This is a genomic window from Enterobacter sp. 04-C-12-SI-ECC, assembly GCF_047530715.1.
Lineage (GTDB): Bacteria > Pseudomonadota > Gammaproteobacteria > Enterobacterales > Enterobacteriaceae > Enterobacter > Enterobacter bugandensis.
This window is the reverse complement of the sequence record NZ_JBLKDI010000035.1, coordinates 1-16,777: the sequence shown is the minus strand read 5'-3', so window position 1 is coordinate 16,777 and position 16,777 is coordinate 1. Positions and strand designations below refer to the sequence as shown.

General features: G+C 53.6%; 23 protein-coding genes and 2 pseudogenes. 8 read left to right on the top strand and 17 right to left on the bottom strand.

The features are described from left to right. Window positions 1-407: 407 nt before the first annotated feature. The 11 genes from ACMWL8_RS24545 to parM form a co-directional block, all read right to left on the bottom strand. Window positions 408-605: a hypothetical protein gene (locus tag ACMWL8_RS24545; protein ID WP_023345621.1), complete on the bottom strand. Its 198-nt coding sequence runs from the start codon at window positions 603-605 to the stop codon at window positions 408-410. A gap of 49 nt (window positions 606-654) precedes the next feature. Next, window positions 655-1,065, bottom strand: a complete 411-nt coding sequence (locus tag ACMWL8_RS24540; RefSeq protein ID WP_033488160.1) for a DUF1380 family protein — start codon at window positions 1,063-1,065, stop codon at window positions 655-657. Window positions 1,066-1,107: 42 nt separating this feature from the next. Beyond that, window positions 1,108-1,536: an antirestriction protein gene (locus tag ACMWL8_RS24535; protein WP_033488159.1), complete on the bottom strand. Its 429-nt coding sequence runs from the start codon at window positions 1,534-1,536 to the stop codon at window positions 1,108-1,110. A 355-nt stretch (window positions 1,537-1,891) separates the two neighbouring features. After that, window positions 1,892-2,314 carry a DUF1380 family protein gene (locus ACMWL8_RS24530; RefSeq protein WP_033488158.1) on the bottom strand — a complete coding sequence of 141 codons (423 nt, stop codon included), beginning with the start codon at window positions 2,312-2,314 and terminating at the stop codon, window positions 1,892-1,894. 55 nt (window positions 2,315-2,369) lie between these two features. After that, window positions 2,370-2,591, bottom strand: a complete 222-nt coding sequence (locus tag ACMWL8_RS24525) for a hypothetical protein (protein WP_013087144.1) — start codon at window positions 2,589-2,591, stop codon at window positions 2,370-2,372. After that, window positions 2,588-3,280 carry a DNA methylase gene (locus ACMWL8_RS24520; protein WP_033488157.1) on the bottom strand — a complete coding sequence of 231 codons (693 nt, stop codon included), beginning with the start codon at window positions 3,278-3,280 and terminating at the stop codon, window positions 2,588-2,590. The genes ACMWL8_RS24525 and ACMWL8_RS24520 overlap by 4 nt, the downstream gene beginning before the upstream one ends. 530 nt (window positions 3,281-3,810) lie before the next feature. Beyond that, on the bottom strand, window positions 3,811-4,278 hold the full coding sequence (locus tag ACMWL8_RS24515; RefSeq protein WP_033488156.1) for a hypothetical protein: 468 nt from the start codon (window positions 4,276-4,278) through the stop codon (window positions 3,811-3,813). 375 nt (window positions 4,279-4,653) lie between these two features. Beyond that, on the bottom strand, window positions 4,654-4,857 hold the full coding sequence (locus ACMWL8_RS24510; protein ID WP_033488155.1) for a hypothetical protein: 204 nt from the start codon (window positions 4,855-4,857) through the stop codon (window positions 4,654-4,656). Between the two features lie 28 nt (window positions 4,858-4,885). Then, complete coding sequence (locus ACMWL8_RS24505) at window positions 4,886-5,149, bottom strand: hypothetical protein (protein WP_033488154.1); 264 nt, start codon at window positions 5,147-5,149, stop codon at window positions 4,886-4,888. 3 nt (window positions 5,150-5,152) lie between these two features. Further along, a complete protein-coding gene (locus tag ACMWL8_RS24500; RefSeq protein WP_241276823.1) occupies window positions 5,153-5,815 on the bottom strand; it encodes a plasmid partitioning/stability family protein in 663 nt (220 codons plus the stop codon). Between the two features lie 2 nt (window positions 5,816-5,817). Next, window positions 5,818-6,789 (bottom strand): plasmid segregation protein ParM domain-containing protein, encoded by a 972-nt coding sequence (gene parM / locus ACMWL8_RS24495; RefSeq protein WP_162489785.1) that lies wholly within the window; start codon window positions 6,787-6,789, stop codon window positions 5,818-5,820. Between the two features lie 231 nt (window positions 6,790-7,020). Here parM and umuD point away from each other — a divergent pair, with 231 nt between their 5' ends. The 3 genes from umuD (at window position 7,021) to repE (ending at window position 9,921) form a co-directional block, all read left to right on the top strand. After that, complete coding sequence (umuD, locus tag ACMWL8_RS24490) at window positions 7,021-7,452, top strand: translesion error-prone DNA polymerase V autoproteolytic subunit (RefSeq protein ID WP_033488151.1); 432 nt, start codon at window positions 7,021-7,023, stop codon at window positions 7,450-7,452. Next, complete coding sequence (locus ACMWL8_RS24485; RefSeq protein WP_033488150.1) at window positions 7,452-8,723, top strand: Y-family DNA polymerase; 1,272 nt, start codon at window positions 7,452-7,454, stop codon at window positions 8,721-8,723. The genes umuD and ACMWL8_RS24485 overlap by 1 nt, the downstream gene beginning before the upstream one ends. Before the next feature lie 442 nt (window positions 8,724-9,165). Further along, the gene (repE, locus tag ACMWL8_RS24480; protein ID WP_008502210.1) at window positions 9,166-9,921 is read left to right on the top strand and encodes a replication initiation protein RepE; all 756 of its coding nucleotides are present in this window, start codon (window positions 9,166-9,168) and stop codon (window positions 9,919-9,921) included. Window positions 9,922-10,220: 299 nt separating this feature from the next. Here the strand turns inward: repE and ACMWL8_RS24475 are convergent, their stop codons facing one another. Continuing rightward, a complete protein-coding gene (locus ACMWL8_RS24475; protein ID WP_033488149.1) occupies window positions 10,221-11,579 on the bottom strand; it encodes a hypothetical protein in 1,359 nt (452 codons plus the stop codon). Window positions 11,580-11,811: 232 nt separating this feature from the next. Here ACMWL8_RS24475 and ACMWL8_RS24470 point away from each other — a divergent pair, with 232 nt between their 5' ends. Together ACMWL8_RS24470 and ACMWL8_RS24465 are read left to right on the top strand one after the other, a co-directional pair. After that, window positions 11,812-12,438, top strand: coding sequence for a ParA family plasmid-partitioning AAA ATPase (locus ACMWL8_RS24470; RefSeq protein ID WP_008502208.1), 627 nt, complete (start codon window positions 11,812-11,814; stop codon window positions 12,436-12,438). Further along, window positions 12,435-12,740, top strand: coding sequence for a hypothetical protein (locus ACMWL8_RS24465; RefSeq protein ID WP_071530977.1), 306 nt, complete (start codon window positions 12,435-12,437; stop codon window positions 12,738-12,740). Before ACMWL8_RS24470 ends, ACMWL8_RS24465 begins: the two co-directional genes overlap by 4 nt. 88 nt (window positions 12,741-12,828) lie before the next feature. On the opposite strand, the gene ACMWL8_RS24460 is transcribed toward ACMWL8_RS24465, so the two are convergent. The 5 genes and pseudogenes from ACMWL8_RS24460 to ACMWL8_RS24440 form a co-directional block, all read right to left on the bottom strand. After that, on the bottom strand, window positions 12,829-13,605 hold the full coding sequence (locus ACMWL8_RS24460) for a site-specific integrase (RefSeq protein WP_033488148.1): 777 nt from the start codon (window positions 13,603-13,605) through the stop codon (window positions 12,829-12,831). Continuing rightward, window positions 13,605-14,423 carry a hypothetical protein gene (locus ACMWL8_RS24455; RefSeq protein WP_033488147.1) on the bottom strand — a complete coding sequence of 273 codons (819 nt, stop codon included), beginning with the start codon at window positions 14,421-14,423 and terminating at the stop codon, window positions 13,605-13,607. Before ACMWL8_RS24455 ends, ACMWL8_RS24460 begins: the two co-directional genes overlap by 1 nt. Window positions 14,424-14,471: 48 nt before the next feature. After that, window positions 14,472-14,801 carry a hypothetical protein gene (locus tag ACMWL8_RS24450; protein WP_033488146.1) on the bottom strand — a complete coding sequence of 110 codons (330 nt, stop codon included), beginning with the start codon at window positions 14,799-14,801 and terminating at the stop codon, window positions 14,472-14,474. A gap of 45 nt (window positions 14,802-14,846) precedes the next feature. After that, window positions 14,847-15,149: a hypothetical protein gene (locus ACMWL8_RS24445; protein WP_033488145.1), complete on the bottom strand. Its 303-nt coding sequence runs from the start codon at window positions 15,147-15,149 to the stop codon at window positions 14,847-14,849. Window positions 15,150-15,303: 154 nt separating this feature from the next. After that, window positions 15,304-15,764: pseudogene (locus ACMWL8_RS24440) on the bottom strand (hypothetical protein). Between ACMWL8_RS24440 and vapB the strand changes: the two are divergent. From vapB to ACMWL8_RS24425, 3 genes and pseudogenes are all read left to right on the top strand, one after another. After that, the gene (vapB, locus tag ACMWL8_RS24435) at window positions 15,721-15,951 is read left to right on the top strand and encodes a type II toxin-antitoxin system VapB family antitoxin (RefSeq protein WP_001261282.1); all 231 of its coding nucleotides are present in this window, start codon (window positions 15,721-15,723) and stop codon (window positions 15,949-15,951) included. The pseudogene ACMWL8_RS24440 and the gene vapB sit on opposite strands and share 44 nt — an antisense overlap. After that, on the top strand, window positions 15,948-16,364 hold the full coding sequence (locus tag ACMWL8_RS24430) for a type II toxin-antitoxin system VapC family toxin (RefSeq protein ID WP_001044770.1): 417 nt from the start codon (window positions 15,948-15,950) through the stop codon (window positions 16,362-16,364). Before vapB ends, ACMWL8_RS24430 begins: the two co-directional genes overlap by 4 nt. A gap of 73 nt (window positions 16,365-16,437) precedes the next feature. After that, window positions 16,438-16,656 (top strand): annotated as a pseudogene (locus tag ACMWL8_RS24425) (AAA family ATPase); the annotation flags it as partial. Between the last annotated feature and the right edge of the window lie 121 nt (window positions 16,657-16,777).

The window sequence follows — 16,777 nt, the reverse complement described above, 5'->3', positions numbered from 1 at the left end:
CGGCCGGAGAAGCCGCAGCCTTTGACCTTAGCCATCAGACCCTAGCGTCAGCCCGAAACCCGAAGGGGTTCGGCGGAGCCCGGCGGGTGCGCCAGCAGCCGCCCTGGCGGAGTGGGGCTCGACGACCGGACAGCAGCGCTGGCCGGGAGCCGAAGGGGGCCAGAAGTGGGATTCTGGTGTTTTCAGAGAATTTGCTGATCGGGTTTCAGAGCCTCCACGCCACGCCACGCAGGACCGTATCCGTGACAATTTGCCCCCACAATGCCATTCCTCTGCATTTCTCCTGACTTACACCAGGGGCGGGAGGGGGCAGCGCCGCAGGCGCTGGCCTTGCCGCCCCGTCAGCCCGAAGGGATGACTGGGTTTTCGCGCGCGAACAGGCGGCGCCTATGCCCCGCCCGGATTATTTACTTTCCATCCCCCTGACCGCCCTGGAGAATGAAGTGGCCGCAAAGATAGACGGCACACTGGCGGGTAGCCGATTCGCAGATCTCATCCAGCACTTTCGCTGTGGTTACGGGGCTGAGTCCGGATTCGCGACGTCGCTCGTTGATGAGCGTTTTATACTGGCGCAGGATGCTGCGGGTTTCCGGTGACAGTTGCATGGTGTTCTCCTTTTTTCAGTTTCCGGAGGCAATGCCTCCGGCTTCTCAGTCAGGCCTCGAGCGCAGCGCGCAGGCTCAACATGACGTCATTTTCTTCTTTCAGGGTTTCTTCTGCCGATCCGCCGCCATCCTCAGCGCATACGGCGATACGCTCCATTTCCTTCCCTGCAAGCTGCATCACCACCGCAAGCGCCGCAGCCGGAATGGTGACATTACGGTGTTTCCGTTTTTCTTCCACCATCACCTCAACAATGTTGTAGATGAGAGGGACACACCCGGAGGGATACAGCTCTGCCTCCAGTCTTTCCATCACCACGTCGATCTCTTCATCACTGAGATCCCAGTCAATGCAGAGACCGCGAATATCGTTCCGGCTCCAGCTGGCGAATACAAATTTCTCGCCGTCATTATCGTCATCACGCAGCATTTCGATGGCGATCTCTTTTGCTGTACCAATCATGTTTTTCTCCTTTAGTCGGGCGGCATCGCCGCCCATGGTCAGTCAGTCAAGGGCACGCCAGATCGTGGCGCTTTCAGGGTGGGTATCAGCAAATGCCATAAGCTGCTCATAACGGCGACAGAAGTGGCGGCACAGCTCCTCATGGTCATGGTTGCTGTGGTGCCAGCTCCGGTGATTCAGTACCAGCGCCGTGAGGATGATCCCCGCCACTTCCCCGCTGACAGTCTGCTCAAACCAGTTATCCGGATTGCACAGGGTCAGGCTCTCCACGTCAGGCGCCATAAATCCGCCCCCGTCCGGCAGCCGGTAAAACTGCCAGAATCCCCCCTGATACTCGGGGCAGTAGCGCCAGGCGTAGGCGTACACGGACGCCTCGGACGTCATAAAATCGCCGCCAAACAAATCAGGCAGGAAAGTCAGGCGCTGCGCACCCTCAAGACGAACAGCATCACAGGTCACGGTCTGGTTCATAGATCCTCCACGGTTAACATATTCTCGGTTCCGGCATCGCCGTGACGACACGACAGACCGGCGAAAAGCGGAAGACGCAGGGGCGACGCCGCAAGCCGCAGCGCAAAGCCTTCACGGGCTGAATGCACCGTGAAGGGTGCGAACGGGTGAGGACGGAGGCGTCAGCGAACCCTTGTGGTCGATGCGGCCGGGCTACAGTGAAGTCACGGCGCATGCCGTCACCGCACGGAGCTTCTGGGGAGTTTCATTGTCCCGACGTGGCCAGGCGGGCGGCGTCGGATAAAAGCGGAAGGCACTGACGTCCTTATTCGCTGTGGATGGCCACCGGTTGCCGGGGCGTTACCCCGGCGTTCTCTCAGGCGGCCAGCACCTCCTGTAGGGCGCGAACGTTATTCAGCTCATTTCTGACGGATTCCGGCTCCTGCCGCCCGGCTTCCCAGGCCATACCGATCCGGTTTTCCAGCTCGCATTCATAGTTGCGCAGGATGCGGGACAGAAGTACCGCCGGTACACTAACCTCACGGTTTGCCGCTTCGCGCTGGCGGGTCAGAAGCTCGCTGACAGTCTGATTATTTACCCCCTCCTGGCGGTATTGCGTCATTTTCATTTCGCCGAGCGCCTTCATCACCTCCCGGATTTCAGCCCCGTCCGGTTCTGGCTGGGCTTCACGGCAGGCCACGCTAATCCCATCTTCCGTCCAGACCAGCAGGACCAGGGGTTCGTCAAACGTGAACATGTTTTCAAGCTGTACACAAAGTTCTTCGCGGGTTCCGTACATTGTTTTTTCTCTCTTGTAAGGGGTTACAGGCCGGGCCTCCGCCCGGCAGGGTCAGTCAGTCCTGAAAGGTCTCGTCCAGCACCAGGGCTTCGCGGTAGGCTTCCAGAAGCAGGGTGTTGATCCGGCGCAGGGTCTGCGCTGCCATACGTTCAGTAAGCGTTGCCGCGTCGTGCCGGTGCTGCGATTCGAGGCGGTTCAGCAGCATCCGCACATCACACATGGCATTGCTGAGCGCGGCCACATCCGCGCGCAGGTGTTCAAGGCCCGGGTAATTCATGCTGCCTCCGGCCAGTCAGGGTAAAACGCGCCGTCATTGGCCGCCGGCATCCTTCTCGCCCGTTCAACCTGTGCCAGACGGCGGACGCCGGCGGCGTGGTACTCCTCAAGCATCTCGATCCCGATATAGCGGCGGCTGGCTTCGGCGGCGGCCACGCAGGTGGAGCCGCTGCCGGCGAACGGGTCAAGGACTATGGCCCCCGGACGCGTGAGCGATTCAATCAGCGGTCGCAGGCTCTGCACCGGCTTCTCCGTCGGGTGGTGTCGGTTGCCCGTGTATTTCCAGGGGATCACGTCCGGGATAGGACGGTCCGGGGTTTGCGGCCTCCCCTTCGCCAGCAGGTAGGCGCTCTCATGGGTGTAACCCACGAACGTCGATTTTGAGGCGTAGGACTTGGCAAAGACGATATGGCCAACCACCCGGAAACCGGCCGCTTTCCACGCATTCAGAAACAGATCCGCGCGGTTCCAGGCATAGAAGCTCACCATCAGGCTGTCGTTTTTCAGCACGCGGTACATTTCATGACAGGCGGGCTGGAGCCATTCGGCAGAGTTGTCCCCGGCCAGGGTACGGCCGGTACGGTCCTTATAGCCAACCAGATACGGGGGATCGGTAAGAATAAAATCGACGGCTCGCGCCGGGAAACGGGACATCACCTGCACGCAGTCACCCAGAATATAACGGGACATAGACACACTCCTCTCTGATATGCGGCACCCTCTTGGGCCGTGCCGCCACAAAAACCCGGCTCTGAGCGGAGGACGCTGGGGCGTTCCCGCAAGCCGCAGCGCAAGCCCTTCACGGGCTGAATGCACCGTGAAGGGTGCGAACGGGTGAGGAGAACGGCGATGAGCTTCCCTTGCGGCCGCAGCGGCCGGGTTAGCGTGAAGGCACGGCGTTGAACACGCCGCCGGCTGGCGGCAATAAGGCGGAGGGAACCGACATCCTTTGTTACCGGTTCTGGTAGCTGATGAGTCAGGCAGGGTATGGCAGAATACACACTGATAATGGATCCGCGCCGTTATCTTACATGTGTGCCTTTGATTTCAGGACGTCCCCGACCGGAGACGTCTTTTTTTTGAGTAGGATATATGGCAGGTGAAAGTGAGAAGTGATTGTGCAATCATCTGTGTCGAAAACATCTGATGGGTTTTCACTTACAACGAATTTGACACATTTGAGGACGCTCTTTTCCCGGAAGGCGTCCTGTTTTTTTACGTCAACCCCCCTTCACCCTGTCGATGGCAAACTGCAGCGTGTCCCAGTTAAAACCGATGCCTGCATCGTGGCTGTGGTCGCAGATACGCATGGCTTCTGCAATTTCCTCCTCCGACAGACTGCCATCGAGGGACAGAAAATCATCTTCCAGCCAGAACGTCCCCATACACAGTGCATCCGGTGGGTACTGCTTCAGCCTGGCGATGAGCCCTGCCACCGTCACATCATCACGACATGCAGGACGCGACGGCAGGACGCGATCAGCGATGTCGTTCCAGCACCAGTCATCGTCGTCCGGTACGGGTTCCAGCAGGGTCAGTAATTCCACACCCGGCAGCCGGGAGAGCTGCTCCAGAACCTCCCCCAGAGAAAGTCGCTCTCCGCTGGCATCTTCACTCCACAGGTAATGGTGATTGATATAGACGGCAAACTCGCCGTTATCGAGTTCAATACAGGTCAGTCTGAACATGGTTGTGTCCTCAGCATCCGGCACCCTCTTGCGCCGTGCCGCCACAAAAACCCGGCGAAAAGCGGAGGACGCCAGGGCGACGCCGAAGCCGCAGCGCAAGCCCTGCACGGTGCATTCAGCCCGTGAAGGGTGCGAACGGGTGAGGACGGAGGCGTCAGCTTCCCTTGCGGCCGCAGCGGCCGGGTTAGCGTGAAGGCACGGCGGCCTATCTTCCGGGACAACGTTAAACAGGGCGAGATAATTTCACATAAAATTAAAATGTGATTTACATCACAAAACAATACATTATAATCGCCGAAAAATTAAGCGTTTAGTTTTGACGGCAGGGATGAGATGTCACCCTGCCGTTTTTTTCTGAAGTGTACGGGGCCGGATTTAACGCGCAGGAGCAGCACCAATACGTCTCAGCGCATCCTCTACTTCACGCAGTCCAAAAATATCCTCAGGCGGCTGCTCTTTTCCGGACAGGCTACATACCGTAAAGACGGCATTTGATGCGGTTAATCTCTCGCGGAACAACGCCTGCAGTGCCACAACGACCAGCGTACGTTCGTCTCCTGTCAGTTCTTCAAGCTGCATACTGTTTCCTTCAGGTTAATGTTCATATTCATCCCCGCCCCTTTGGTTTTTTCTCGTCAAACGCCAGGAGAACCCCGAGGCCGATCAGTGAGGCATAGCAGACCTGCATCGCGATTGTCACCGGCAGGGAGATGTTATCAACAAGAACGCCGGGAACCACAACGGCCACGCCTGCCAGTATCATTCCCCTGCCGGTCTTTTTGACCAGATCCGGCCACTGAGATTCAGGCACGTTCCGGGCACGCAGAAAGTTATGAATGCACTGCTCTGCCTTTTGTTTAATCACTGACATGTTTTAGTCTCCGAATGCCCGGCGCATATTTTTCTTTATCCTGGTCGCATCACCGGTTACCGGTGCAGCAGGCTCTGCTGGTTTCTCCGGTACTGCAGCCTGACTCACGCCAGCCGTACCGGCCATCTGCTGGACCAGAACCTGCAGCTCGCTGACCGTGCCGGGCGGTACCGGCATGCTGGCCAGCAGACGCGGCAGCTCCGGCGCGGTCGTATGCAGGGCCAGACCGGTGATAATCAGGTTTCTCAGCAGCTCTCCGCGCAGGCGGGATGACACCCCCGTCAGCACACGTTCAACCCGCTCACTGCTCCGGTCATCCAGAAGCGTCAGGGTGTAACGCCGGCGCTGGTATTCAGTATCCGGTGACATGGCCAGAGCCGCCACGCCACCGTCAGGCTCATCAGGAAGTCCTGAGAGTGAAGACCAGGTGCCGGAGACCAGCGCCATCACGGCACAAAGCCGGATGGCGCTCAGATGCCCGTCAAAGAACACCGGGATCAGCGCCGTTAAACGGGCATCCGTCTGGTACATCACCGCCCCGGCGGTGGCGGCGGTCCGGATGAAGTCACCGCGCAGGGGCTGTGAGATGGTGCTGATGGTCGCCATCGCCGCGATGTCGGTGCGATCGTCGCTGTGCAGATAGAAAGAATACTGGCCGTCCGGCACGTTTAGTCCTCTTTATTGTAAAGGGCAATCTCTCTGGCCAGTGCCAGCTGCGGATCGCCGATAACCTCGATACGGTCAGGAGCCAGAGGCCAGGCCTGACGGATAGCCTCTTCAATGAGGGATGCCCCTCCCCCGACCAGGAATACCCGGTTAACGTTCCTGAAGGCCGTCAGCTCACTGGTGACGCGCGCGCCCAGGGAAGTGATTGCCTCTGTAATTTTGTTCAGAACATCGTCGATTTTTCCGGCATCGTTGATCACACGCTGCAGATACTGACGATCGTTGCGGTTGCGGATGACCGTGTCAGCAATAAGCGCGCTGGTTTCGCTGTCTGCAGCCCGCAGCGCGCCTGCAGCTGCGCGGGTGACCTGCGACACGCCGACAGACGGATTGCCGTGTACCGCACTGATATCGTCAAACTGTCCGACAATCACGCCGGCATCGAGCGTGGTTCCGCCGAGATCGATAATCAGGGTGGTCTCTGCGGGACCGGGCTTCAGCTCCGCGAGACGGGAGAACGCCGCCGGCAGTGATTCCGGCATCACCGTCACGTTCGTTACGGTAAAAGCCCTGCCCTTATTCAGCACCAGTTTACGCATCAGGTTTTCCCGTTTGCGTCGGATGTTCTCCTCGTTCCGCTGGCAGTCCCCGTCATAATACTCGCTCAGGGGCAGCGTCACGGTCAGGCTCACCGGCTGCGGCTCAAGTCCGCTGTTCAGCAGGGCATGATGCACGGCCAGCAGGTTGAGATCACCGTACTGATATTCCACGTTTGTTGTCGGGATGGCATCCCGGCTGACGCTGTCCCAGGTATATTTCAGCGTGCCCACCTCATAGTTGAACGTTGCAGCACTGAATTCCGCCACTTTCCAGCCATGCCGGAAGGAGTTAGCAGAAACCCGGGTCTGCAGCTCGTTTCCTTCAAACCATGCCAGCTTAACATTAGTTGAACCATCATCGCAGTAAATATTCACCATTATGCTCCGTCAATTACACTCAATTTGATACATATTATAAGAGCAAAATGGAAAAATAAAAGCCTTATTTCTCATAATGAGAAATACAAAATAATCAAAATGATATTACTGAACATTTTGAGTAGCTTAGGTTACTCACTCTGTTCATGGCGCAGGCGATCTGGATTATCCTCACGCTGTTAAATATACTGTATGCATAACCAGTATATTTAGACGTCAGGAGGAAAGATGAAACTGCAGCTTTTCAGCACCGGGAAAGAACTCTCGCCACAGGCCCATCCGTTGTTTGCAGACCTGGCCAGCTGCGGTTTTCCCAGCCCTGCAGCTGACTATGTCGAATCCGATCTGGATCTCCATGATTACTGCATACGGCATCCGAGCGCGACTTACTACCTTCGCGCCAGCGGAGACAGCATGGCCGACGGCAGCCTGTACAATGGCGATCTGCTGGTTGTGGACTGTGCCGAGAAGCCCCGGCATGGCGATATTGTTGTGGCCAGCGTGCAGGGGGAGTTTACTGTCAAACGGCTGCTGCTGACGCCACGACTGACGCTGCAGCCCATGAACGCCGCCTGGTCGCCGATTTATCCCGACCCGGACGATCTGGATATCTTTGGCGTCGTCACGCACATCATCCACCGCCCGAGGGAGATGTACTGATGTTTGCCCTGGCCGATGTGAACAGCTTTTATGCCAGCTGCGAACGCGTTTTCCGCCCGGATTTGAAAGGAAAGCCGATCGTCGTCCTGAGCAACAACGACGGAAATGTGATCGCACGCAGCGCCGAGGCGAAGCCCTGGATAAAAATGGGCACCCCGTGGTTCCAGATAAAGAACGAGCTTTACCCGGAAAAAATATACTGTTTTTCAAGCAATTATGAGCTTTACGCTTCGATGTCGGCGCGCGTGATGAGCTGTCTGGAGGAGCTGGCGCCCAGGGTGGAACAGTATTCGATTGACGAGATGTTCCTCGACCTGACCGGCGTGGAGCACTGCATGGCTCTGGAGGACTTCGGCCGGCAGCTGCGCCAGCACGTATATGACTGTACCCGTCTGACCATCGGAGTGGGGACTGCTCCAACAAAAACCCTTGCAAAATCAGCACAATGGGCCTCAAAGGAGTGGAAACAGTTTCGTGGTGTGCTCGCCCTGACTCAGGGTAATCCTCAGCGAACGCGGAAACTGCTTTCACTGCAGCCGGTCGAAGAGATCTGGGGCGTGGGAAACCGTATTGCACGCAAGCTCAATGTTCTGGGCATTAAGACCGCGCTCGACCTGGCCCTGACGAACCCGGCCTTCATCCGCAAAAATTTCTCCGTCGTTCTCGAGCGAACAGTACGCGAACTGAACGGGGAAAGCTGCATGTCGCTTGAGGAAGCACCACCGACGAAACAGCAGATCGTCTGCAGCCGCAGCTTTGGAGAGAAAATCACGGAGTACGATTCGCTCCGCCAGGCTGTCTGTCAGTACGCAGAGCGGGCCTCAGAAAAGCTGCGTAAAGAGCGCCAGTACTGCCGGCATATTTCCGTATTCATCAAAACGTCTCCGTTCGCCGTTAAAGAGCCTTACTATGGCAACGTGGCCACGGAGAAACTGCTTACCCCCACTCAGGACACCCGGGACATCATTGCGGCCGCCACAACGGCTCTGGAGCGTATCTGGAAGGATGGGCACCGGTATGCCAAAGCCGGTGTGATGCTGAATGACTTCACCGGCTCCGGCGTTTCGCAGCTGCAGCTGTTCGACGAACGTCCTCCACGTCCTCACAGCGCTGAGCTGATGAAGGTTCTCGATGGCATTAATCATTCCGGGCTGGGACAGGTCTGGTTTGCAGGACGAGGTATTGCGCCTGCATGGCAGATGAAACGCGATATGCTCTCCCCTGCGTACACCACCCGCTGGAAAGATATCCCCATAGCGAGGATCGGTTAAATTTCGCCTTTCAGAGAGAGCCAGTAGTGCTCGCCGCAGCCGAACGACAGGGCGAAGCCCGCGAGTGAGCGAGGAAGCACCAGGGAACTGCACGGACAAATTCTGCTTACGCTCGGTGTTTAATGGATACCCCACTCTGTTTATCCACTTATCCACGGGCATATTTTTATAAGATCTTTTTAAAGGGTTGTTAGGTTTACCTTTTTAGAACACCTCTCAGCCCTTTATTCATGCGGGTTTGAGAAGGATCTGTGTGACAATCTGCCCTTTCAGTGTGACAAATCACCCTCAATCTCCATCTTAAAGTGTGACAGATTGCCCTTAACCCTGTGACAAATTGCCCTCATGATTTGTTGTATTCCACAAAGTTATCCCAACCTGTTGACTCTTTTTCAATTAGTGTGACAATCTAAATTCCTGTCACACTTTACACGGACCTGTCATGACGGAAGTTGCGGTTATCAACCATAAAAAACGTAAGAATAGCCCGCGAATTGTCCAGTCAAACGAACTGACTGAGGCGGCATACAGTCTATCTCGCGATCAAAAGCGTATGCTTTATCTCTTTGTGGACCAGATCAGAAAATCTGACGGTACGCTGCAGGAGCATGACGGTATATGTGAAATTCAGGTCGCCAAGTATGCGGAAACCTTCGGGTTGACCTCCGCCGAGGCAAGCAAAGATATCCGTCAGGCTCTCAAGGGATTCGCGGGTAAAGAAGTGGTCTTTTATCGGCCTGAAGAGGATGCCGGGGAAGAAAAAGGTTATGAGTCCTTTCCCTGGTTCATCAAACGTGCCCATAGTCCCTCCAGAGGGCTCTACAGCGTTCATATTAACCCGTACCTCATTCCTTTCTTTATTGGCCTTCAGAACCGTTTCACACAGTTCCGACTAAGTGAAACGAAAGAGATCACCAATCCCTATGCCATGCGCCTGTACGAGTCACTATGCCAGTACCGTAAGCCGGATGGCTCTGGCGTGGTATCCCTGAAAATAGACTGGATCATGGAGCGCTATCAGCTTCCGCAAAGTTATCAGCGTATGCCGGACTTTCGCCGTAGGTTCCTGCAGGCGAGTGTCGATGAGATTAACAGCAGAACGCCAATGCGCCTGTCTTATATAGAGAAAAAGAAAGGACGCCAGACGACTCATATAGTCTTTTCTTTCAGCGACATAATGTCGATTACACCTGAGTGAGTTTTGAGGGTGATTTGTCACAATTAGCAGGGTGGTTTGTCACACTAGAGTTAAAGCTCTCAGGGTGATTTGTCACATAACAGTTTGTCTTCCTTTGCCCTGACTGGTTTTCTGGAACTACATGGTTCCAATTTTGTGCTTTAAATACACTTAATGAGGGCAATTTGTCACATTTAGTTCAGTGCAGCTTGTCACATCTCCCCTCAGCCCTGAGTGTCGTTTGTCACACTTAAGTGCGTCCTTTCCACTTCTGGCTGAGGGTGCATTGTCACTATTTGAATTCAAAACCGCTGCCTGAACTATTTGTGCATTTTCCCTGCACTAAAGATGTGTTTGAGCAGGAAGCTGTTAAATGTCCTGTCTAAAGGTTCTGGCCAACCCGGAGGATCAGTTAAGAGCACACCTTCCTGCTCCATCCAGCTATGTGTTTGCAGTTTACGCTCGACATACTCCTCGGATTCAGAGCCCATTGTTTCGATGATGAAAGTGGTAACTATGTTTTCTTTGCTCGGAACCACATTCAGTATGAAGTCAGGATGAATGACCTCCTCCACCCCATTTTTAGTGCTTTTAGACGTGAAAAGTGGCTTGCTGAGGCTGATAGCATCCGGATGATTTTCCTGACGGCCAGCATAGCTGCTGGCGTTTATTATTACCTTCAGTGTGTCGCGTTCTTTGTTGCTATCCACAGGCACAGGATTATCAAGCGTATACGCAGCATGCGCATAGCCCTCATGGCAGTAAACCTTGCCATCCCTACCTCTGCGGTATTCCAGAATTGCCCAGTATGGGGCCCGACTGCCAGTGTTGTAGGTGCTTTCTCCATTGATACTGACTCGGGCTTCAGGCCTATGGATAAAAGTATTACTCCGAACGCTAAAGGTTACTTCTTCCCGATTGGCATCGGTCGCAATACCAATGATATACACGCATGCCTCCTTATCACTGCTATCAGTCTGCAGTGAGACTTCCAGCTGAGTCAGCATGTCGTTAATCCGTTCGAGGGACAGCCAGGGTGCGCAACTGAACAGCATATTAAGCTGTGTTCCGTTGCCCATTGTATGTTCATCCAGAACTTCTTTTATTCTTTTGACCGAACCGACTAACCCCGGACTTTTGTATTCAGGTACTAGTTCAAGTTGGTTCAGGCCAGCTGCCTGAATGAGAGTCAGCAATTTTCGGCCCAGAGCCGGAATGGGTTTAAGAGTTTTGCGTCGACGCTTACGGAGCACTACCGGCCCTTCCACAGCGGTGATTTTGGTGTCTTTCTTCTTGTCAGGTAACCAGTCATTCCCGCCAACCGGATTTAGTGGGCTGGTTTTTCCTTCTGTGATAGTGTTATCAGCATCCTTACTTTTCTTTAGCCTGAACAAAGGGCACTGTTCATCATGCTGTCTTGTCGTCTTGACGTGGCGTAACCTGGCAACGTTAACCTCGCAGTTAAAAGGACCTTCAATGTTCGGGTCATGTTCGACGCAATCGCATTTTAACCACAACTTACGGCGGTCCATTTCTTCAAGCACAGAATTTGCTATACGTAAATCAGCCTGAGCGGGTTTTCGACCGTTGCTGAACACATGCAGCAATGCCTCTCTCTCTGCCAGATTCAGTTTCCTTTCAAGCCTTCCCCTTGGATTTTTTTTCCACACCAGGTCCATTGCTTTACTCCTTCACTCAAAAGTGCGATTACGATAACAAGATAATATTTTGTTATCGTAATATCTTGTTAAGATCGTAAGATAATAATATTGTATTTTAATGCATTGAATTTAATGTAATTGTTAACATATTAAGTTAATATGATAACAAAATATCAACTCAGGCGCATATTGAAAATTAATGCTTGTTATCCTATTATCTTAATAAGATAACAAACAAGGTGTGCGGAATATGATCATTGTTCTTGGTAGTCAAAAAGGTGGAGTAGGTAAAAGTACGCTCGCAGTTTCCATCGCTGCATATCTTATGGCATTAGGAAAGCGAGTTCTCATTGTAGATGCCGACGATCAAAAATCAGTGCTAACCTGGTATAACAATCGACCAGAGAACTTGCCTCATATGCCTGTGACTGGAGCGTCCGGCAACATCAAAGCCATGCTTAAAGAGCATGAAAAGTCTTATGACTTTGTAATCGCCGATTGTGCTGGCCGTGACAGTGCAGAGATGCGAAGTGGATTAATGGCTGCAGATGTGTTTATTTCCCCTTTACGACCGTCCCAAATGGATTTGGATGTTGTACCTCATACATGCTCTGTTTTTACTGCTGCTAAAGATTTCAACGAGTCTGTACGTGGGTATTTAGTGTTGAATATGACACCAACTAACATGTTCGTTAATGAAGCTAATCAGGCGGCGGATGTTCTCAAAGACTTTCCGGAAATGAATCTGTCTAATGCTCGCGTATGTGACAGAAAAGCTCACAGGGATGCCTGGGCCGAATCAATGACTATTTTTGAAACACAGAACATCAAAGCCCAAGAAGAAATTGAAGCTCTGGTTAAGGAGATCATTCTGTGAGAAATAGAGCACATACGCCGCCAAAGGATGAAGCTTCGTTTATAAACGGAGGTTCAGCTGGCCTTACTGCAAAAAATCTTGACGAACCAAGTAATAAACCTGCGACTAGTAAAGCAAAACCAGTCAGCATCTCTCTTGCTGAAGAGAATCTTAGCTCAATTGATAATGTCATAAGGGAAGAGATGTTATCAGGGAACAGGAGAGTCAATAGATCAGATGTAGTTAGAGCTGCAGTGATGGCGTTAGAAAATTTATCGCGAGAAGAAATATCTCAACTCATTGAAAAATCTAGATTAAAATAATAACTTAATAACTTAATAACTTAATAACTTAATAACTTAATAACCCATTAAGATAGCAAGATAATAAATTACTATCTTGCTATCTTAATCATCTATTTTTTAGCAACGCTACCGCCTCATCGCCCGGCATCTGGAACTGCACCCGGTGCCGTGCCGCGACATCGAGCGCAAACACCTTCGTATACACCTCAGTCGAACTGATGCTCTTATGCCCCATCAAACTCTGCAGCACCTTCAGTGGTATACCGGCATACAGCATGTGCATCGCGTAGGAATGACGGAACGTGTGCGGGGTCACCGGCACGGAGAACGTCACCCCGTCGGCCGCTGCGGCTTCAACTGCTTCGCTGAGCCAGGTGCGAACCGTCCGGTCGGTGATCTCCCAGATGCGTGCCTTCTCGGTTCTGCCGCTTCGCTTATTACGTCGTTCAAGAGGAATTTTCAGCGTGGCCACCATCATCTCCAGTTGACCGACATAGTTCGCATCAGAAAGCGGTACCAGCCGGTGAGTCTGACTGCCGACGGGCGCACGGCCAGCCGTTCTGGCGGCTTTTTCAGCCCTTTGTTTGAGTGTGGCCAGCTGCACGAACGGGTAGGGCGGTGCCAGGGAAAAATCACTCCGGGTCAGGGCCAGTGCTTCGTTAATACGGGCGCCGGTGTTCCACAGGGTAGCAAGAAGCATCTTGCGGTGAAGGTCGGGCACATAGTGGAGCAGGGCACTCACTTCCGGGGCCAGCAGGTATTTCGGCAGTTCGTCCTGAACCAGTGCCATCTGACGCAGGGCCAGCGCCGCCGGATAGTCGATAGAAACTGGTAACTGAGTACCTGTGGCCGAATACCCTCCCAGGGTTACGAGTCCGGTCATCAGGATGATTCTCTGCCCGGGGATATGCGCAGTGCTGCCGCAATGATTTCCCGGTTTTCTTCTGTACGCGAGTTACCAAAATAGTCCACTTCCAGACGCAGGGAATGATCTGCAGCCTCTATCAGATCCGACACTTTCTGCAGGGCGCTCTGCAGCTGCGGCGCTGATATCACTCGTGGCACATCATGCTCATCCACACCGTTGCGGTGTACCAGATCGTTTCGCCAGTCTGCGATGATACCCAGCGGCTCAGTTGGCCAGACGGGCGGTATATGAAGCACAGTCTCGAAATAGCGCTCAATGGTTTTTACGTTATGAAACGTCATCCGGGAAACAAAATTCTGCGCCGCAGGCCGGAACAGAGAAAGAGCCATGTCACGGGCAGCATGTTTTACCGGATTTTTGATTTTATCGGACTTCATATAAAACTCATCCCTGAACCGTGTAAGCGGCAAGTCCTCTTCCAGCAGAGCCCTGGCGCAGTACATCAGGTACGCCTCCATGACCGTCACGGCATGGACGAAAGACATCCTGTACACCAGTTCAGGCTGCTCTGTATCGAGCAGGGTATACAGCCCCTTCAACTCCTGCATGGCGTGTAGGTAACGCTGATGAACATTGTTTAGGGAAGCCACAAACAGCCCGTGTTCATGATCCCACTGAGCCTGATCGGCGAGATACTCCTGTTCCCAGCAATAAAGGTTAGCGGCCTGTTCCCATTCTTCTGAGCCGGGGACAACATCCGGATAATTTTCCGCAAGCCATTTATCAAATCGTTCAGATTCAATATCCATCATCTGGTCTTTCATGCTTCCCATAATGCCAGTACCCTTCTGTATGGTTCTGTAAATGAAAAATCCCGCCGTTCATACTGACGCCGCGCTACCACGGAACGACTCAAAGGCCAGCAGGGCGTCCGTCCTGGAGGGCAGCTCGATACAGTCCCCGCGCTGCGGGTCGATCTCTTCATCTGTGGCCTCGTTATACCGCATACGCAGCCGCCATCCCGTCACGGGAGGTGCGTTCTGTATGGCCAGCACCATCCCTTCCGGCGACAGCAGTTCACGGAGGGTGTAGCAGGCGCCAATCCGGGTCGAATCCCGCAGCCACATCACGGGGTACTCACTGACCAGCTGGCCATACACACATTCCGGCGTATGGAAGTAATTCCCGTCCGCCCTGCATAAATCACACATAATCCCTCCTTTACTGAGAAATCCCGCCTTGCTGAAAGCGTCTTCCTACAGGCGTCGGATTATTTTCCGGGACGCATTAACATCGTGCTTCACCTTAAAAGGGTTGTCTTCAATACCAGGTTCATCACTGACGCAGTCATCGCTTTCACGCCGGCGCCATCCTCCCATAGGTTCAACGAAGATCCCGACGACGTATCCTTCCTGAGTGAGTAAATGTTTTGCCGGTGGGATCTGGGCGACCCCTTTCAGAACCGGATATTCAGTAATTCGCTCATAGATGACATCGTGTCCTTCATCATGGAGTTCCTGAATTAACGCGTCAGCTGTTATGTATTTCGATACCTGCATTCAAAGATCCTCCTGAAGCATTTGAAGAGATACTCATGGAAATAATCACCATGCGCAATCATTCCCTGCTCACACGCCTGAATGTCACGCTTGAGGATTTTCCCCTGCCGTCATCATTTTCAGGCTGATAATAAGCAGCCATATAGCCACGTCGTTAAATTACCGGATGGCCGTTTCGGTGTGATCCGATTTTTTGCGTATTCAACAGTTTCCGGAAGTGTACCACGCACACGAAATAAGCAAAGCGGCAATATCTGCCCCTGCGCGACGGGTCACGGGGAAGGGGGTAAACACAACATATAGAAGAAACAGCAGCTGACAGAGTGGCACATCTTGTGTTTCTGCGCCGCAGCGCGCCCGTGCGCCTGAGGCAGATCCGGAACTAGCTTTTTTCGGATCTGACCGGGAAAAGAGAGAATACAACATAGGTTCAACATATCCATATGCCGGGCATCTGCATAGGTGTGGCATACGCATATACTTACCATCTGCATATGCTATGACTATACATATGCTTTGCATCTGCATATACTGAACATAGTCATACAGGCCGGTCGGCCAGGAGGAAATGATGAGAACTGTATCCATTTTTAAAAACGGCAATAACCGCGCCATTCGTCTGCCCCGCGATCTGGATTTTGAGGGAGTGAGCGAGCTGGAGATCGTCCGGGAAGGGGACAGCATTATTTTGCGTCCCGTCCGGCCGACCTGGGGCTCGTTCGCGCAGTTCGAGAAGGCAGACCCGGACTTTATGGCGGAGCGCGAGGACGTTGTCAGCGACGAAGGACGATTTAACCTGTGAACAAGACCTATATGCTCGACACCTGTATCTGCTCGTTCATCATGCGCGAGCAGCCGGAAGCCGTCCTGAAGCGCCTGGAGCAGGCGGTGCTGCGCGGCCAGCGCATCGTTGTCTCGGCCATCACTTATTCTGAAATGCGCTTCGGGGCCACCGGCCCGAAGGCCTCCCCGCGCCACGTCGAGCTGGTCGACGCGTTCTGCGCCCGCCTCGATGCCATCCTGCCCTGGGATCGCGCTGCGGTGGACGCCACCACGGAGATTAAGGTGGCGCTGCGAATGGCCGGGACGCCGATCGGCCCGAACGACACGGCCATTGCCGGGCACGCCATCGCCGCCGGTGCCGTGCTGGTGACGAATAATACGCGGGAATTTGAGCGGGTACCGGGTCTTGTGCTGGAAGACTGGGTAAGATAACGCTGTAAAACAAAACAGGCGGTCTGGCGCAGCCGGACACTCTTTCAGTCAGCGGTATATAAAGGAATAAAAGATGCCTCTGATCACGCGGCTTATGCTGCAAAACTTTAAAAAGTTTCCGGAACTGGACCTGCGCTTCACTCATGACCGTAACATTCTGGTCGGGGACAATGAGTCCGGGAAAAGCACGATTCTGCTGGCCCTTGACCTTGTGCTGAGTGACAGCCGGCACCGGGTCGAGGCATTGGGTGTGGAATCGCTCCTGTCCCAGTCAGCAGTAAGGCAGTTTCAGGGGCACTGTTGCAAATAGTCGGTGGTGATAAACTTATCATCCCCTTTTGCTGATGGAGCTGCACATGAACCCATTCAAAGGCCGGCATTTTCAGCGTGACATCATTCTGTGGGCCGTACGC